This window comes from uncultured Winogradskyella sp. (assembly GCF_937958655.1).
GTDB lineage: Bacteria > Bacteroidota > Bacteroidia > Flavobacteriales > Flavobacteriaceae > Winogradskyella.
Genome location: NZ_CALGNH010000002.1, coordinates 16,690 through 33,831, shown reverse-complemented (window position 1 = coordinate 33,831; position 17,142 = coordinate 16,690). Strand labels below are relative to the sequence as shown.

16 protein-coding genes are annotated in these 17,142 nt (G+C 33.4%); 6 read left to right on the top strand and 10 right to left on the bottom strand.

Annotation, left to right across the window (positions count from 1 at the left end; all coding sequences use genetic code 11):
* The first annotated feature begins 48 nt into the window (after positions 1–48).
* Positions 49–1,059 carry a class 1 fructose-bisphosphatase gene (gene fbp / locus Q0800_RS00605; protein WP_299126726.1) on the top strand — a complete coding sequence of 337 codons (1,011 nt, stop codon included), beginning with the start codon at positions 49–51 and terminating at the stop codon, positions 1,057–1,059.
* Between the two features lie 797 nt (positions 1,060–1,856).
* Here fbp and Q0800_RS00600 read toward each other — a convergent pair.
* Positions 1,857–2,288 (bottom strand): TerB family tellurite resistance protein, encoded by a 432-nt coding sequence (locus Q0800_RS00600; RefSeq protein ID WP_299126724.1) that lies wholly within the window; start codon positions 2,286–2,288, stop codon positions 1,857–1,859.
* A gap of 118 nt (positions 2,289–2,406) precedes the next feature.
* Between Q0800_RS00600 and mfd the strand changes: the two genes are divergently transcribed.
* From mfd to Q0800_RS00585, 3 genes are all read left to right on the top strand, one after another.
* Positions 2,407–5,841: a transcription-repair coupling factor gene (mfd, locus tag Q0800_RS00595; RefSeq protein WP_299126723.1), complete on the top strand. Its 3,435-nt coding sequence runs from the start codon at positions 2,407–2,409 to the stop codon at positions 5,839–5,841.
* Complete coding sequence (locus Q0800_RS00590) at positions 5,831–6,694, top strand: DMT family transporter (protein WP_299126721.1); 864 nt, start codon at positions 5,831–5,833, stop codon at positions 6,692–6,694. Before mfd ends, Q0800_RS00590 begins: the two co-directional genes overlap by 11 nt.
* Positions 6,695–6,801: 107 nt before the next feature.
* Complete coding sequence (locus Q0800_RS00585; RefSeq protein WP_299126719.1) at positions 6,802–8,103, top strand: thioredoxin-like domain-containing protein; 1,302 nt, start codon at positions 6,802–6,804, stop codon at positions 8,101–8,103.
* A gap of 64 nt (positions 8,104–8,167) precedes the next feature.
* On the opposite strand, the gene Q0800_RS00580 is transcribed toward Q0800_RS00585, so the two are convergent.
* A complete protein-coding gene (locus tag Q0800_RS00580) occupies positions 8,168–9,118 on the bottom strand; it encodes a nicotinic acid mononucleotide adenyltransferase (protein WP_299126717.1) in 951 nt (316 codons plus the stop codon).
* A gap of 281 nt (positions 9,119–9,399) precedes the next feature.
* Here Q0800_RS00580 and Q0800_RS00575 point away from each other — a divergent pair, with 281 nt between their 5' ends.
* Complete coding sequence (locus Q0800_RS00575; RefSeq protein WP_299126715.1) at positions 9,400–10,401, top strand: NAD(P)H-dependent glycerol-3-phosphate dehydrogenase; 1,002 nt, start codon at positions 9,400–9,402, stop codon at positions 10,399–10,401.
* A gap of 300 nt (positions 10,402–10,701) precedes the next feature.
* Here the strand turns inward: Q0800_RS00575 and Q0800_RS00570 are convergent, their stop codons facing one another.
* The 4 genes from Q0800_RS00570 to Q0800_RS00555 form a co-directional block, all read right to left on the bottom strand.
* Entirely contained in the window at positions 10,702–11,097 is a 396-nt protein-coding gene (locus Q0800_RS00570) for a hypothetical protein (RefSeq protein WP_299126714.1), read from the bottom strand.
* A gap of 34 nt (positions 11,098–11,131) precedes the next feature.
* The gene (locus Q0800_RS00565) at positions 11,132–11,440 is read right to left on the bottom strand and encodes a GIY-YIG nuclease family protein (protein ID WP_299126713.1); all 309 of its coding nucleotides are present in this window, start codon (positions 11,438–11,440) and stop codon (positions 11,132–11,134) included.
* A 60-nt stretch (positions 11,441–11,500) separates the two neighbouring features.
* Positions 11,501–12,520 carry a phenylalanine--tRNA ligase subunit alpha gene (gene pheS, locus Q0800_RS00560; RefSeq protein WP_299126712.1) on the bottom strand — a complete coding sequence of 340 codons (1,020 nt, stop codon included), beginning with the start codon at positions 12,518–12,520 and terminating at the stop codon, positions 11,501–11,503.
* 97 nt (positions 12,521–12,617) lie between these two features.
* Complete coding sequence (locus tag Q0800_RS00555) at positions 12,618–12,974, bottom strand: hypothetical protein (protein WP_299126710.1); 357 nt, start codon at positions 12,972–12,974, stop codon at positions 12,618–12,620.
* Positions 12,975–13,149: 175 nt separating this feature from the next.
* Between Q0800_RS00555 and Q0800_RS00550 the strand changes: the two genes are divergently transcribed.
* Positions 13,150–13,668 (top strand): CvpA family protein, encoded by a 519-nt coding sequence (locus Q0800_RS00550; protein ID WP_299126708.1) that lies wholly within the window; start codon positions 13,150–13,152, stop codon positions 13,666–13,668.
* A gap of 44 nt (positions 13,669–13,712) precedes the next feature.
* Here the strand turns inward: Q0800_RS00550 and Q0800_RS00545 are convergent, their stop codons facing one another.
* From Q0800_RS00545 to Q0800_RS00530, 4 genes are all read right to left on the bottom strand, one after another.
* Positions 13,713–14,342 (bottom strand): carbonic anhydrase family protein, encoded by a 630-nt coding sequence (locus Q0800_RS00545; protein ID WP_299126706.1) that lies wholly within the window; start codon positions 14,340–14,342, stop codon positions 13,713–13,715.
* A 20-nt stretch (positions 14,343–14,362) separates the two neighbouring features.
* The gene (locus Q0800_RS00540; protein ID WP_299126704.1) at positions 14,363–15,934 is read right to left on the bottom strand and encodes a SulP family inorganic anion transporter; all 1,572 of its coding nucleotides are present in this window, start codon (positions 15,932–15,934) and stop codon (positions 14,363–14,365) included.
* Positions 15,935–16,016: 82 nt separating this feature from the next.
* Positions 16,017–16,331, bottom strand: coding sequence for a hypothetical protein (locus tag Q0800_RS00535; RefSeq protein WP_299126702.1), 315 nt, complete (start codon positions 16,329–16,331; stop codon positions 16,017–16,019).
* Positions 16,332–16,379: 48 nt separating this feature from the next.
* Entirely contained in the window at positions 16,380–17,141 is a 762-nt protein-coding gene (locus tag Q0800_RS00530; RefSeq protein WP_299126700.1) for a tetratricopeptide repeat protein, read from the bottom strand.
* Position 17,142: the final 1 nt, after the last annotated feature.

The window sequence follows — 17,142 nt, the reverse complement described above, 5'->3', positions numbered from 1 at the left end:
TTCTAAAAATGATGATATTTGTAGTCTATTAATCAATTTTCGTACTTCATGGCTAACTCCAAACTTAATCAAACTTTAGGTGAATTTATTATTGAAAACCAAGCATCTTTTAAATATACTTCTGGTGAACTTTCGAGGTTAATAAACTCTATTCGTTTGGCTGCTAAAGTTGTTAATCATGAGGTTAACAAAGCTGGTTTAGTAGATATTATTGGTGCGGCTGGTGATACCAATATCCAAGGGGAAGATCAACAAAAATTAGATGTCTATGCCAATGATAAGTTTATACAAACTATGACTAAACGTAACATTGTTTGTGGTATTGCTAGTGAGGAAGAAGACGATTTTATTGCTATAAATAGCCAAGATGAGAATAATCAAAATAAATATGTTGTTTTAATTGATCCGCTAGATGGTTCTTCTAACATTGACGTAAATGTCTCTGTTGGTACTATATTTTCGGTATTTAGGCGCGTAACTCCCGTTGGTACACCTGTTACCATAAAAGATTTTTTACAAAAGGGTAGTGAACAAGTAGCTGCAGGTTATGTGGTATATGGAACTTCTACAATGTTAGTGTACACTACTGGTGATGGAGTTAATGGGTTTACGCTCAACCCAGCCATTGGGACCTTTTATTTATCGCATCCTAATATGCAATTCCCTGAGAATGGTAACATTTACTCTGTAAACGAAGGTAACTATATTCATTTTCCAAAGGGCATAAAAAACTATATTAAGTATTGCCAAATGGAAGAGGGTAATAGACCATATACCTCAAGATATATTGGATCCTTAGTGTCTGATTTTCATAGAAATATGATAAAAGGTGGTATTTACATGTATCCCAAAAGTTCTAAAAACGCCAAAGGTAAATTACGATTGTTATATGAGTGTAATCCTATGGCTTTTTTAGCTGAGCAAGCTAATGGTAAAGCCAGTGATGGTATTACACGTATTATGGATATTGAACCAACAGAACTGCATGAACGTGTACCTTTTATTTGTGGCAGTAAAAATATGGTAGAAAAGGCTGAGGATTTTATTAGAAATGCCTAGCTGCCTTTATCCTTTAAAGACTTTTATTATAAATATTTATAAATAAAAGGAAGTTATTTATATATACCACCTCTTTTGACTTAATTTAAAAATAAATCTTTCGGTATCTCTAACATTTAAATTATCATCTGCTAGCCCAGAGTAAGGAGCAGCTTGATTAGGCGCTGTAAAAATTGTGTTTAGAAAATCCGTTCAAAAAATCTTCCGCATCCTCAAAACGAGCATCAAACACTCTTACTAGACTTGAAATATCACCTGTTCTTGGTGTATCAACATCTCATAACTTAATACCTTTGTCTTCTATTGCAAAAACCAATCAATACTTTGTGCAAACATATTTACAAAACTTAAATAGTTATCTTTTGTCGCTTTAAAGTTAGAGATTATAACTCTGAGCTGTAGTGGTTAAAGGAGCAGTTCCTATCTATTGAATACTCCAAAAGTTCATTGTATTTTTTAATGTAACTCTAAATGTATATGTTTCCATTTCTTCTTCTGGTAAAACAACCACACCGTCATCACGATCACTACAAGAAGTAAACATTAGAATTGCTAATAACGTAATTGATAAAAAATTAATTTTCATTTTTTTATATTTTTTTGTTAATGATGACTTTTTGGACGTACACAAATCTTAAACATAACAGCTACTTAAATGATTTAAATCAATATATACATAGTTAAAATCTATATTTTAATTTTAACATATAGATAATTTCAATATTCATAACATATATCGGAATAAAAAAAGTCCAACATTTCTGTTGGACTCTCTTTTACTATTAGTAACTGTGCGCTTACTGATTCATGTTTTTCATTTCTTCTATAAACTCCTCTACATCTAAATTATCATGTGCTAAAGCCAATGCTTTGTCTGCAATGTATTTTACATTTTTAGCATTAAATCCTAAACCAACACAAAGTCGTTCTAACAGCACATGCTGATTAGGTCCCTCTATATGATCTGCCCAAACCATACGTGCCAAATCGTATAAACGCTCTAAACGTCTATCGTAGGACATTGGAGGGTTAATTGGGTGCGATTTATAATCTTTTAATATTTGTTTGTACTCTAGCTCTGTAATATCTAATCTTGTTGCTAAACGGTCTAAAAAAGCTTTTTCGTCTTCATTAATAACACAATCACTCATTGCAACTCTTACGATGGCAGCAAAATGATCTTGATTACGCTTTTTAAATCCACTTTCGAATAAATCTGAAATTGACATGATTATTAGTTTTAATTTCTTTATTAATTACTAAGGCGACAAATATAATTCTATTCAAAGAATTAATCGTTACTGAACGCTCCAAATATTTTATATTTGCACCTCAATTAAAAGGAACTTGAGTAAATCACAAATTACCCAAACCTATGCACAGACTTTGCAACTGCAAAACCTGAGGGAAGTTATAGGCCAAAACCAAACCTCTAGATCTGATAAAGGTCTCAATAACACGCATCTTAAGGGTCTTATAGGGTCTTCCTTGTCCATTATTATTTCAGAAGTATTTAAATCCGCAGAAAAACCGTTTTTACTCATTTTTGAGGATAAAGAAGAGGCTGCGTATTACCTCAATGATTTAGAGCAACTTTTAGATAGTAAAGACGTACTGTTTTACCCAGGAAGTTATAGAAGACCTTACCAAATTGAACAAACAAATAACGCTAATGTTTTACTAAGAGCAGAGGTACTAAACCGCATTAATTCGCAAAAAAAACCGTCTATTGTTGTTACCTATCCTGATGCTCTTTTTGAAAAAGTAGTAACAAAACGAGAACTCGAAAAAAATACGTTGAAGATTTCCGTTGGAAACGAACTAAGTATAGATTTTGTAAATGAAGTTTTGTTTGAATATAAATTTAAACGTGTCGATTTTGTTACAGAGCCAGGTGAGTTCTCAGTGCGAGGTGGTATTATTGACGTATTTTCCTTTTCGCATGACCAGCCGTATCGCATAGAGTTTTTTGGTGACGAGGTCGATAGTATAAGAACCTTTGATGTAGAAACACAACTATCGACAGAACGTATTAAAAAGGTAAGTATTACACCAAATATTGCTAATAAAACCATTGCAGAAAAACGAGAAAGTTTCCTTAAATACATCTCTAATAAAACCGTTATTTTTTCTAAAAACGCATCGCTCATATTTTCTAAAATAGATGACTTTTATAGTAAAGCAGAAGAGGCATTTGAAAATTTATCAACGGAATTAAAACATGATACACCACAAGATTTATTTTGCAATTCTAATGTATTAAAACGTCAGTTTTTAGAGTATAATTTGGTTGAATTTGGGACATCTTCGTATTTCTCTGTCACATCGAGCGCAGTCGAGATGCAAAAGGTCGACAAAGATAAAATTGCCCTCGACTGCGCTCGGGATGACAGTAGTACTATTAAGTTCAATACAAAACCTCAGCCAGCATTCAACAAACAATTCAATTTGTTGATTGAGGATTTAAATGAAAACCATGCCAATGGCATAGCCAACTACATTGCCTGTGTAAGCGAGCAACAGGCAAAACGTTTTCATGATATTTTTGAAGATGTTGACACCCAAGTTCATTATAAAACTATTGTACTTTCGCTATATCAAGGCTTTATAGATTCTGAACACAAAATAGCGGTTTATACCGACCATCAAATTTTTGATCGCTATCATAAATTCCATTTAAAAAATGGCTATGCCAAAAAGCAAGCCATTACACTAAAGGAACTTACTAATTTAGAAATTGGAGATTATGTAACCCATATAGACCATGGTGTTGGTAAGTTTGGCGGACTTCAAAAAATAGATGTAGAAGGCAAAAAACAAGAAGCTATAAAATTGGTATATGGTGAACGCGATGTATTATACTTAAGCATTCACTCACTACATAAAATTACAAAATTTAATGGTAAAGATGGTAAGCCACCAAAAGTCTATAAACTAGGTAGTAAGGCTTGGAAAAATCTTAAGCAAAAAACCAAATCTCGTGTTAAAGAAATAGCATTTAACCTCATAAAACTCTATGCAAAGCGAAAACTAAAAAAAGGATTTCAGTATGCCCCAGATAGTCACATGCAGCACGAGCTTGAAGCTTCATTTATTTACGAAGACACACCAGACCAAATCTCTTCTACAGCTGATATAAAGGCAGATATGGAAAGTGAACGACCAATGGATCGTTTAATCTGTGGCGACGTAGGTTTTGGTAAAACTGAAGTTGCTATTAGAGCCGCATTTAAGGCCGTAGATAATGGTAAACAAGTTGCCATTTTAGTACCAACCACAATATTAGCTTACCAACATTACCGTACGTTTACCAAGCGATTAAAAGATTTCCCCGTTACCATAGATTATCTCAATCGTTTTAGGACCGCCAAAGAAAAGCGATTAACACTAGAGCATCTCGAAAATGGACGCGTAGATATTATTATTGGCACACATCAGTTGGCCAGTAAAAATGTTAAGTTTAAAGACTTAGGATTACTCATTGTAGATGAAGAACAAAAATTTGGCGTTGCAGTAAAAGAAAAACTAAAAACGATAAAGGAAAATGTCGATGTTTTAACATTAACGGCAACTCCAATTCCTAGAACGCTTCAATTTAGCTTAATGGCTGCAAGGGATTTGTCCGTAATTACAACTGCACCACCTAATCGCTATCCCATAGAGAGCCATGTCATTCGTTTTAATGAAGAAACCATACGCGATGCTGTGAGTTACGAAATACAGCGTGGTGGCCAAGTGTTTTTTATTCATAACCGTATAGAAAATATTAAAGAAGTGGCAGGGATGATTCAGCGCTTGGTACCAGACGCTAAAATTGCCATTGGCCACGGCCAACTCGATGGTAAAAAGCTAGAACAACTTATGCTAGCCTTTATGAATGGTGAATTTGATGTTTTAGTAAGCACAACTATTGTTGAAAGTGGTTTAGACGTACCAAATGCCAATACCATTTTTATAAATAATGCCAATAATTTTGGACTAAGTGACTTACACCAAATGCGCGGACGTGTGGGTCGTAGTAACAAAAAAGCCTTCTGTTATTTTATAACACCAGAGTATTCTGCTATGACTACAGATGCCAGAAAGCGAATACAAGCCCTAGAACAGTTCACAGAATTAGGTAGTGGATTTAACATTGCCATGAAGGATCTCGAAATCCGTGGCGCTGGAGATTTACTCGGTGGCGAGCAAAGTGGCTTTATAAGTGATATTGGTTTTGACACCTACCAAAAAATATTAAATGAAGCCATTGATGAATTAAAAGAATCAGAATTTTCTGATCTATATGAAGACGACGGTAAACCAAAACAATATGTTAAAGATATAACCATAGACACAGATTTTGAACTCTTGTTTCCAGATGATTACGTAAATAATATTACTGAACGTCTCAACCTTTACACTAAATTAAACGCCATTAAAACAGAAGAAGAACTACAAAAATTTGAATCTGAAATTATTGATCGTTTTGGAGAGCTACCTATCCAAGTATCTGATTTATTAGATAGCGTGCGTTTAAAATGGATTGCGACTAAAATGGGCATTGAAAAAGTAATTATGAAACAAGGTAAGCTTATTGGGTATTTTATTCAAGACCAACAAAGTAAGTTTTACCAAAGCAATGCCTTTTCTAAAGTATTACAATTTGTACAACGCAATGCTGGTAAATGTAAAATGAAAGAAAAACAAACCCGTAACGGTTTGCGGCTTTTAATTACCTTCCAAACTATTAAATCTACTAAACAAGCCCTTGCCGCACTTTCTCAATTAAATGAAGAATAATAATCATTTAAGCCATTTATTGTGGTTAACCATTGCCACCATATTTATTAGTACCTCTGGTACTTTAGGCAAATTTATAGACATGCCTACACCGGCTATTATTTGGTTTCGTTCTGCATTAGCTGCTGTGTTTTTATTTCTCTTTTGTAGGTATAAAAACATCAGTCTTAAAATACAGAATAAAAAAGACCGAAAGACCTTTTTTATAGGAGCGGTTTTAATGGGAGCCCATTGGGTAACGTATTTCTATGCTTTAAAATTTTCGAGTGTTGCAATTGGCATGCTATCCATATTTACATTTCCGATAATGATTGCCCTTTTAGAGCCTTTATTCTCAAAAAGCAAATTAGACCCAGTGCATATTGTATTGGGTGTAATAGTACTTATTGGTATTTATATTTTAGCGCCAGAGTTCGATTTACAAAGTAGCCAATTACATGGCGTTTTATTTGGGCTATTTTCTGCCCTATGTTATGCGCTTAGAATTTTAATTTTAAAACAAGAAGTTACCAAGTATAATGGTACCATGCTTATGTTTTACCAAGTTGCTATAGTTAGTATACTTTTAGTGCCTGTTCTGTTTTTTATGGATATTTCTAACATTGTAACACAATACCCTTACTTATTGTTATTGGCATTATTAACTACAGCTATTGGACACACCTTATTTATTAATAGCCTTAAATATTTTAAAGCTAGTACCGCTAGTATTATTGGAAGTACACAACCTGTTTTTGGAATTATTATTGCCTATTTTTTCTTGAATGAAATACCAACAATACATACATTTGTTGGAGGTATTTTAATTTTGGCTACTGTTGTCATAGAAAGTATTAGATCTAAAAACAAATAATGGCTCGGTTATTGCTTGCATTTAGCCTTTAAAAGCGCTAAAACTATATTAAAAAACAACCTTCAGAACACTTAAAGGTGTGTGTAAAATAAATATTATATAAAACTATGAAACATGTATTTTCACTTCTCTTACTCTTACCTTTACTTTGTATTTCTCAAAGTGTAAAAGGGACTTTTTCACCAGCGGAAGACTTTTCTTATGCTTTTTTATACCAAGCCACACCAGAAGGTGCTAAATATGTAAACAGAGGGCAGTTAAATAGTGAAGGCCATTTTGAGATTTCTTTAGATTCTACAATTACTCCTGGTATCTATAAAATAGTTTATGCTGTACCACCAGAAGAAAATAACTTTGATTTTATCTATGATGGTAAAGAGTCTATAGCGTTTAACTTTAGTTATGATAAAGGGGTAGAATTTACCGAGTCTGAAGAAAATAAACTTTGGTCCTCTTATTTAAAAAGCATGGACATGGTTAACCAAACTATTAGCAACTTTTACACAAAAGATAAGGATGATAAGGATGGGTTTAACTCAATTTTTAAGGTTGCAAAAGACACGCAATTAGCTTATGAAGAGTCTGCTAATGGTAAATTTGTTTCTAGCTTTATATCGGCAAACAGACCCTACTTACCAGAAAATTACGAAGACCTAAGCACCTACTCTAACAACCTAAAAACAAACTATTTAAAACAAATAGACTTTAGCAATTACTTATTACAATGCTCTTCGTTTTTGGTAGACCGAATTACAGATTACGTGTTTAATATGGCAGAAAACACAGATGATAATGCTTATAAGAGCCTAATAGATGATGTTGCTAATGCCATAAGCGATGATAATTTAAGAATTAAAACTAGTCTCTTAGAAGTCTTATGGCAACGGTTTGTAGCTCTAAAAAACCATGATGTTGCTAATTATATTACCGATAGCGAGCTTTACGATTTAGCGACTAAAAGTGGTAACAAAGCATTGGCTGAAACAATTTCCTCTTATAAAAACACCTCTATTGGTGCAAAAGCTCCAAATTTTGAGATTGTAGCTTCTGGTGAAACAACTAGTCTTTATGATTTGGATGCATCTGAGCACTATTTGCTTATATTTTGGAGTAGTGGCTGTGGCCATTGCCTTAATGAACTACCAAAAGTAAAAGAACTCGTTTCAAATAAAACAAACCTAAAGGTTATTGCCTTTGGTTTAGAAGATGATACAGCACAATGGGAAGAAGAAATAAAAAACTACCCAGAATTTATAAATACCATTGGATTAGGCAAATGGGAACATCCTATTGTAAAAACTTATGGAGTTGCCGCTACACCAATGTATTTTATATTGAGTAGCTCTAAGATTATTATGGCAAAACCTTATGATTATGAAGATTTAGAGGTGGTTTTGAAGGATTTGTAAAACAGAAAAACGCCCAGTCAATTAAATCGACTGAGCGTTTTGAAACTAAATAACCAACCAAAATTTAGCTTCTTGTTCTTTTATTTTCTCTTGGGTTATCTACCTTAAGTGACTTTTGCTTACGTTTTTTAGGCGTATTTTCAAGGTTTTTCACTTTTCCTTTTGTATCAGAATTTCTCTTGTATTCAATATATCCTCGTCCTACTAATTCATAGGCTGTACCAGACACCGTATGAAATAATTCTATCCTACCATCATTAATAACGCTTAATTCAAAAAATTCATTGTCGAAGAAATCATAATCTAAGGTTAAAGTTTTGAGGTACATGTTTCCGGCTACATTTCCTACTCCATACACTCCTGTGTAATCCCAGAATATATTATTCGTATTGTTAACATTAACATCTTGAGAACTTCTAAATGTTGAGTCATTTCCTCCAGATAAAAACTGTAAATAGTTTTCATTATCAAACTCATTTAGGGCACCAAACTCACTGGTATATACCTTTTCCCAAGCATCATACTCCTGTAAGAAATAATGGATATTATCATAGAATATAAAGTCGTAATCAAAGTTTGACTGCTGATAACCCTCTAAGAAATAGGAGGTGTCATTAAATGGGTTATACAATTCTATAGTATTGTTATCGATTTGATAGACATCAAAACTATCAAACCCATCAATAACATGGTTTACATCTAAAACCATATCGTAAGCATTATAAGTTCCTATTTGTACTCCAAAACCATTGCCTTGAGAACCAAAACCTACAAGGTTGTTATTAGCATACAGGCGGCCATTATTAAACGTTAAGGTAAATGCAATTTGTAAAAACGGAGTTTCTCCTAAACCTTGTGTACTATTAATATCTACATACCACAAATCATAGGATTGTAATAACTGATTTAGCGAAATGGCTGGACCGTTATCATTAATATTAATCTCTTCCGTGTAACACGACGTTAAAAGCGTGGCACTTAAAGCAAATCCGAAAAGTAATTTCAATGTCTTCATAATTCAAACGTTTTTAGGGTTACTAATACCATGTTTTCAAATCTTGTGCCAAAAGTTCTATTTCGATTACAACAAACTGTCACATCGAGCATTAATTAAGAGCGAAGTGTACTTTGATTTAAAGCACATTACGAAGTAGTCGAGATGTAATTTCAGTGTGGATAATAAATCTAGCTACGCTGAACCTAAAGGTTTCTCGACTACGCTCGAAATGACAGAGAACTCTTAATATTCAGATATAGATTTATTACTTTTGAAAGACAATAATCATAATGCATTGTATGAGTGACACTAAAAAATATGCTGTATTTGGAGCAGGTAGTTGGGCAACTGCCATTGTAAAAATGCTTTGCGAAAATCTTGATGAAGTTGGTTGGTATATGCGAAGTGTTTATACTAAAGAACACCTAATAAAAGAGCAGCATAACCCGAGTTACTTAAGTTCGGTTGAATTCCACATAGAGCAATTAAAGCTAAGTAATGATATAAATGAAATAGCTAACTGGGCAGACGTGCTCATTTTTGCAATCCCTTCTGCATTTATGCATGCTGAGTTAGAAAAACTCAATGTGGACATTAGTCAAAAAGTGGTAGTTTCTGCCGTAAAAGGCATTATCCCAGAATCTGGCCTGTTGGTTGGTGAGTATTTACATGATGTGTATAATATTCCTTTTGAAAATATTGCGGTTATCGCTGGGCCTTGCCATGCTGAGGAAGTAGCTTTAGAGCGTTTGTCTTACCTCACCATTTCTTGTGCAGATCAAGAAAAAGCACAAAACATTGCTGATAACTTATCTAGTAATTATATTAAAACTAAAATCAGTGACGACATTATCGGTGTTGAGTATGCCGTAATGCTAAAAAATATTTATGCCATTGCCGCAGGTATAGCACATGGCTTGGGTTATGGAGATAACTTTCAAAGTGTTTTAATGAGTAATGCCATCCGCGAAATGAAGCGTTTTATTAAAAAGATGCACAAAATGAAACGCAATATTAACAACTCGGCTTATTTAGGGGATTTACTCGTAACAGGTTATTCCGTATTCTCTAGAAATAGAATGTTTGGCAATATGATAGGTAAAGGCTATACCGTAAAATCTGCGCAACTAGAAATGAACATGATTGCCGAAGGCTATTATGCCACTAAAAGTTCGTATTTACTAAACGAAAAAAACCTGAAAAAAACGAAGCTACCTATTATTAATGCGGTTTACGACATACTTTATGATAATAAAAATCCGAAAAAAGTTTTTGAGAAATTGACTGACAAGTTGGATTAATTACTATTCCTCTTCATCCAAATTGGCCATAAGATCATTTAGTTTTTGCTGAGTTTTCTTAATACACTTATTCAAGAATATATTCCATCCAAAAATGGAAATAAGCGATATTAAATTAATTAGAATATAGAAGTATAGTACCCAATTGATCCATTCATAATCCCATAAAAAATATATGATAACAATAGCTATTAGTGTTCTTATCAAATATAGAATTAATTTTCTGTTTCGATAGGCTTCGGACAAGCTAGGGTCATCAGATAATTTTTGAAGTTCGTTTTTTAAATCTTGCATCCCAATTTACTTTACCAACACACCCTTTAACTGCATCAAAGGCAAATTCTGTAAAGCCTTTACATTAATAGTATTTTTTCTAAATACATACGTTTTATCATACATTTGATTGCCTTCAAAAAAAGTAATTTTAAAGGAATTATTTAGTTCTAATACTTTTTCTTGTAAATATTCAATCTTTGCATAACTGCGTGCAGGTAGTTTTGCAATGGTATGACGCATAGGTGGTGTCATCTTAGTTTCAGATTTACCTTGAGACACAATAAGAACGGTATCTAAATCTGCATCGCTGTTATTAATGATGTAGGCATTCCAATCGCGTGTTTTATATTCTAAATGCGCTTCTTGCACAATAGCGATGTGTACATCTTTAACCTCTGGGATTTTAATGTCTTTTTTCATGATGTTTATGTCATTTCGAGCTTGCCGAGAAATCTCAAATTCTATTATTCAAAAAATCCCAATAAGGGTTTTGGGAATTAATTAAAGCATCTTTTTTTGATCTGCTCCAGTGTTTTAATTGCTTTTCTCTTTTTATTGCCACTTCTATATCTAAAAAATGTTCATAGTACACTAGAAATTTACACTTGTATTTGTGTGAAAAATGCTTGGAATTGGCCTGAGGATTGTTATGATAGTGTAATCTCTCATTAAGATTATTGGTGACTCCAATATACAATACTGTTTTAATTTTATTAGTAATTATATAGACATAGTAGTTATGGTCCGCAATAATTTTAGGCATATACTATATAGTGCTTAAGTTAAATGAGATTTCTCGGCAAGCTCGAAATGACAAAGTTACTTACAAAGCACTCTTAAACTGCTCTAAGAATCGCACATCATTCTCGCTTAATAAACGAATATCACTAATTTGGTTGAGCAACATGGCAATACGGTCAATACCCATACCGAAGGCAAAACCAGAGTATTCCTTAGAATCTATACCACAGTTTTCTAGAACGTTAGGATCTACCATTCCGCAGCCCATAATTTCTAGCCATCCTGTTCCTTTTGTTATTTTATAATCCGTTTCGGTCTCTAGTCCCCAATATACATCTACCTCGGCACTAGGCTCTGTAAATGGAAAATAGGATGGACGTAATCTAATTTTTGACTTACCAAACATTTCAGTTGTAAAGTACTGAAGGGTCTGCTTTAAGTCTGCAAAGCTTACATCTTTATCTATATACAAACCTTCTACTTGGTGAAAGAAGCAGTGCGAGCGCGCAGAAATGGCTTCATTTCTATAAACCCTACCTGGTGAAATGGTGCGTATTGGTGGTTTGTTATTCTCCATATACCTTACTTGTACAGAGCTTGTATGTGTACGCAATAAGATATCTGGATTGGTTTGTATAAAAAACGTATCCTGCATGTCTCTTGCCGGATGGTATTCTGGTAAGTTTAATGCTGTAAAATTATGCCAGTCATCTTCAATTTCTGGACCTTCACTTACATTAAAACCAATACGAGAAAAGATATCTATAATCTGGTTTTTTACAATAGAAATAGGATGGCGCGCTCCTAATGCAATAGGCTCTCCAGGGCGTGATAAATCTCCAAATACTCCGTTGTCTTCATCTTCGCTTTCTAGGGCTTCCTTTAGAGCATTAACCTTATCTTCTGCTGTCTTTTTAAGCTGGTTAATAGTTTGCCCAAATTCTTTCTTTTGTTCATTGGCAACGTTCTTAAATTCAGCAAAATACTGCTTCAGTAAACCTTTAGAACCTAAATATTTAATTCTAAATGCTTCAACCTCTTCTTTAGATTGTGTTGTAAACGCTTCTGCTTCTCCTATAAGTTCTTTTAGCTTATCTATCATGATATCATTTATTCAAATCGCAAATTTAATTTTTTTTAAGACTGAGACTAAGTTAAGAATAAAAAAACACACCTAAAGTCCCCTCAAGGGGACAATCTCACTTTATATAATCAGTTTCAACAAAATAATTGACAATAGCTTCTTTCATTAATACACTTTGCTCACCTGCCTTTAAAAATGGCAATTGTTCTTTAACTTTATAATGAGGCCAACCATCTTCATCTACATAATCAAATTCGTAAAATCCATAAGGCTCTAAAAGTTTACATATTGCTATATGCATTAAATCTAACTTATGGTCTTTTTTATAGTCACGATGAATTTGCCCTAACTCTTGCACTCCAATCAAATAAATAATAGAATCTAAATCTAGAGTGTCGCCATCAGCAAATTGGTTAGAGAGTTTATCCACCACAGCATCCCATCGTTCTTTTAATTGCTCATCTCTGGCCATATTTGTTACCAACCTTTCAACTTCCGCTAAAGATAAACTTCAACAGAGATTTTATTTAATTTATTTATTTTCAGAATTTCAACGTTCAAATTTACTAAACTAAACGGTCTTCATTTACGTTATAACTTCTAAATGACAGAAATTCTGTTATTTTTGTCTTAAACCGCTACTAACTATGAGTCTTATTGATATTATTTTAGCCGCCCTGTTACTTTTTGGATTTATTAGAGGAATTTTTAAAGGCCTCTTTGTAGAAATAGCGTCGCTTGTTGCTCTAGTCCTTGGAGTTTATGGAGCTATACACTTTAGCTATTTTGCAGCTGAGCTATTAGAATCTAGAGTTGATTGGAATGAAAAAACTATAAATATAGTGGCTTTTGCCATAACGTTTGTCATCATTGTTTTAGCCATTAGTTTGGCCGGAAAAGCACTAACTAAATTAGCTGATTTTGCAGCACTTGGTATAATTAATAAACTTGCTGGTGGTGCTTTTGGCGCCCTTAAAATCGGACTTATTCTTAGTGTTTTACTCATTGTATTTAATAAACTGAATAACACACTCCCTTTTATGGAAAAAGAAGACTTGGAAGAGAGTGTTTTGTACGAACCTGTAAAATCACTGGCGCCTTTAGTGTTTCCGAATCTTATAAAAAGTGAGGCAGAGCAAGAAGAAAATTCTGAAAATGAGTCATAAAAAAAAAGCCGCTAAACGCGGCTTTTCAATTTTTAAAAGGTTAGTTATAACATCTCTACCTTACCAGTGTGCAAATTATAGACTCCACCAACTATAGTAATCTCACCATTGTCTTCCATTTCCTTTAAAATAGGACTTTTAATGCGGATACGGTCTATGGTTAGTTTTACATTATTCTCAACTGTTTTTGCCACAAAAGCTTTGTTAGACGAATTGGCTTCACCTTCAACTTGTTGTGCTGATTGATGTACTGCTGGTAAAATGTTACTCAGTAAATGTGTAATATTCCCTAACTCTACTCCATCGCATGCAGCTTTTACAGCACCACAAGCTTCATGCCCTAAGACTAATATTAGTTTACTCCCAGCTACTTTGCATGAATATTCTAAACTGCCTAAAATATCAGCATTTTCAAAATTACCTGCTACTCTCGCTACAAAAATATCTCCTATGGCTTGGTCTAAGACCGTTTCAACAGGTACTCTAGAATCTATGCACGATAAGACAACAGCCTTTGGATACTGACCACCTGTTGTTTGGTTAACCAAGGCTTCATTATCTGCGCCCTCTAGTGTACCGTTTACAAAACGATTATTTCCTTCTAATAAGTCTGCTAACACACTTTGTGGCGTCATAAGACTTTGCATATCCTTTGTTATTGCTATATTTTTCATTTGTATATTTTTTAGATTAATTAGTCATTTAACTTTCTGAGCTTAAAAAACTCAATAAAACTTTCAGGATTTTCTACTATACCGCGTTCTGAGTAGAGTTTAATATCAATATTTCGCTCGCGCGCTTTAAATGCGAAATCTTCGAGTATTTCAATAATATCACTATCTAAAAATCTTGTTTTCCTTACATCTAATTCTAAATACGAATTTTCTGGAAGTCTATCTAATTCCTTTAAAATCGCTGCTTTATTAAAGAAAGTTACCTCTTCAGCAAGCGTCATTTTTATTTTACCATCATCCACATCTTCTCCTTCGATGTGTAAAAAATGAGAGTTTTTATAACTATGCCATAATGTAACCATAATACCTATTGCTAATCCAATACCAATTCCCCAAAGTAAATCTTTAAATACAATGATTAATACGGTAACTATAAATGGCAAAAACTGTTTCCAACCAGCATTCCACATGGCTTTAAAAGTGGATGGCTTTGCGAGTTTATAACCCACAATAAAAAGTATTGCAGCTAATACCGACAGCGGAATCATATTGAGTACGTTAGGAATAATAATTACCGAAATCAACAAAAAGAATCCATGTATAATAGCACTGGCTTTAGTCTTGTTTCCAGATTGAATATTTGCCGAACTACGAACAATAACCTGAGTAATTGGAATGCCTCCTATTAAACCCGAAAGTATATTACCAGATCCTTGTGCTAATAACTCACGATTGGTTGGTGTTACTCGTTTTTGAGGATCTAATTTATCTGTTGCCTCTACACATAATAGTGTTTCTAAACTTGCAACTAAAGCAATTGTAAATGCTGTAATCCAAATTTCTGCTGAACCAATAACACTAAAATCTGGCAGTGTAAATTGCCCTAAGAAACTGTCTAAACTATCTGGCTCAGGCACTTTTACTAAATGACTGGAAGCAACATCTAACGTTGAACCTTTTGCTAAAAGATAAAATATAACACCTGCCACCACAGCTACCAAAGGCCCTTGCACAAGATTAAATATATTATGCTTTTTAGTTAAAACTTGCGCCCAAAGAATTAAGATTCCCATAGCTATAAATGCTATAATTGTTGACCCTAAACCAAGGTTTTGAGGGATGCCTATAATATCTGCAATAATATTATTATCACCTCCAAAAAGTACAAAATTACCTTCTGAATCTTTATCGATTCCGAAGAAATGAGGTATTTGTTTTAAAATAATAATTATACCTATACCTGTAAGCATACCTTTAATAACAGAGGACGGAAAATAATACCCAATAATACCAAGTTTTAAAATACCGAATAGAATTTGTATGACACCTGCAAGTACCACGGCTACTAAAAAGGCTTCATAACCTAAGGAGGCAATGGCTGCAAGTACTATGGCTGCAAGCCCAGCTGCAGGCCCACTTACACCAACTTCTGAGCCAGATATAAAGCCAACTACAATACCACCAATAATACCTGCTATTAAACCTGCAAATGGTGGCGCATCACTAGCAACGGCTATACCTAAACAAAGTGGTAATGCAACAAAAAATACAACGATACTTGCCGGTAAGTCGTTTTTTAAATATTTGAACATAAAATGAATGATTTAGTAAATACAATATTTTTCCTAAGATAAAATATTGAAATATTAGTTTGAAATTAAATAATAATTTTGATTAAAAATGGGTGTCTAAATCCTTAACCTTTTCGGGTGGTGGAGAAAATAAATTTAGACTTGGATTGGGATAACTATCACAAGTACATTCCGAAAGATTTTTTTTAGAAGCAGCTATAACGGTTATAGCAATTGTTACTAGATTAGAGTCAATAACAATTTCTAGATTTTCACTTTCTTCTTCTTCACTAATACCAAAAAAAGCTGTTATATCTATAGACTCATCAATAGAAGCAATGATAGCAGGAGCAGACAAAAACCCTATTAACAAGGTTCCTAAAAATATCGCTATACTATATCTAAACTTTTGCATCATAACAAAAGTAAATATAGTATATAAGAAAAACTTATACGTTAAATTGCCCTAAAATTTCTTAAGTAATTTAATATCTTCATTAGGGAGCCACCCTATGGAGTTGTCCGATAACTGAATTTTATACCAATCTTTATAAGCTTCTAAGACTTGTACCTTTGTTCCTTCATGTAGTCTAAAGACTTCTTCTGAAGTTCTATTGGCTTCTGATCTTACTCTACTCTCTTGAGCAAATACAATACCAGGATTATCTTTTGTATCTAAATGCTGTTTTTGAAATGCCATAGTAAACGCAAAACAGGCTAATAATAAACCTACAATACTGAGAACAAATGCAATTCGTTTTTTTGAAGTTGTATATGAGAAACGGTACGTTAAAAATAAAAGTACAAAAACAAATACTGCGCCGATGGCTAATTTAGCCCAAGTATCTGTATTAAAAGTATTTACAAGATTATTAATAATTTTTGAAAATCCTACCTGAGGCACTTTATCTATAGCGTCAATAGTCATATTTTCTGCGTAGCCCGTAAGGTTGTTCTTTATATCTTCATCAGTAGGATTTAATAAAAGTGCTTTTTCATAATAATAGATACTTGGAGCAATATTATTAAGTTTGTAGTTGGCATTACCTAAATTATAATAGAGTTCTGCTGAGTGTTCTCCTGTTTGTAAAATAGACTCATACCTATCTATCGCCTCGGCGTATTTACCATTATTATAAAGGGTATTAGCTTCTGAAAAAATTTGATCATTTTGAGACCAACCAAAACGACCTAAAAAACAGATTAAAATCACCAAAAATACTCTCATA

Excerpts from the sequence above, each read along its gene's own strand:
- Q0800_RS00600 (WP_299126724.1), bottom strand. The coding sequence starts at position 2,288 with ATGTCAATTTCAGATTTATTCGAAAGTGGATTTAAAAAGCGTAATCAA.
- Q0800_RS00590 (WP_299126721.1), top strand. The coding sequence starts at position 5,831 with ATGAAGAATAATAATCATTTAAGCCATTTATTGTGGTTAACCATTGCC.
- fbp (WP_299126726.1), top strand. The coding sequence starts at position 49 with ATGGCTAACTCCAAACTTAATCAAACTTTAGGTGAATTTATTATTGAA.
- Q0800_RS00535 (WP_299126702.1), bottom strand. The coding sequence starts at position 16,331 with ATGATGCAAAAGTTTAGATATAGTATAGCGATATTTTTAGGAACCTTG.
- Q0800_RS00565 (WP_299126713.1), bottom strand. The coding sequence starts at position 11,440 with ATGCCTAAAATTATTGCGGACCATAACTACTATGTCTATATAATTACT.
- Q0800_RS00530 (WP_299126700.1), bottom strand. The coding sequence starts at position 17,141 with ATGAGAGTATTTTTGGTGATTTTAATCTGTTTTTTAGGTCGTTTTGGT.
- Q0800_RS00555 (WP_299126710.1), bottom strand. The coding sequence starts at position 12,974 with ATGGCCAGAGATGAGCAATTAAAAGAACGATGGGATGCTGTGGTGGAT.
- Q0800_RS00580 (WP_299126717.1), bottom strand. The coding sequence starts at position 9,118 with ATGAAGACATTGAAATTACTTTTCGGATTTGCTTTAAGTGCCACGCTT.
- Q0800_RS00585 (WP_299126719.1), top strand. The coding sequence starts at position 6,802 with ATGAAACATGTATTTTCACTTCTCTTACTCTTACCTTTACTTTGTATT.
- Q0800_RS00540 (WP_299126704.1), bottom strand. The coding sequence starts at position 15,934 with ATGTTCAAATATTTAAAAAACGACTTACCGGCAAGTATCGTTGTATTT.
- Q0800_RS00550 (WP_299126708.1), top strand. The coding sequence starts at position 13,150 with ATGAGTCTTATTGATATTATTTTAGCCGCCCTGTTACTTTTTGGATTT.
- Q0800_RS00575 (WP_299126715.1), top strand. The coding sequence starts at position 9,400 with ATGAGTGACACTAAAAAATATGCTGTATTTGGAGCAGGTAGTTGGGCA.
- Q0800_RS00545 (WP_299126706.1), bottom strand. The coding sequence starts at position 14,342 with ATGAAAAATATAGCAATAACAAAGGATATGCAAAGTCTTATGACGCCA.
- pheS (WP_299126712.1), bottom strand. The coding sequence starts at position 12,520 with ATGATAGATAAGCTAAAAGAACTTATAGGAGAAGCAGAAGCGTTTACA.
- Q0800_RS00570 (WP_299126714.1), bottom strand. The coding sequence starts at position 11,097 with ATGAAAAAAGACATTAAAATCCCAGAGGTTAAAGATGTACACATCGCT.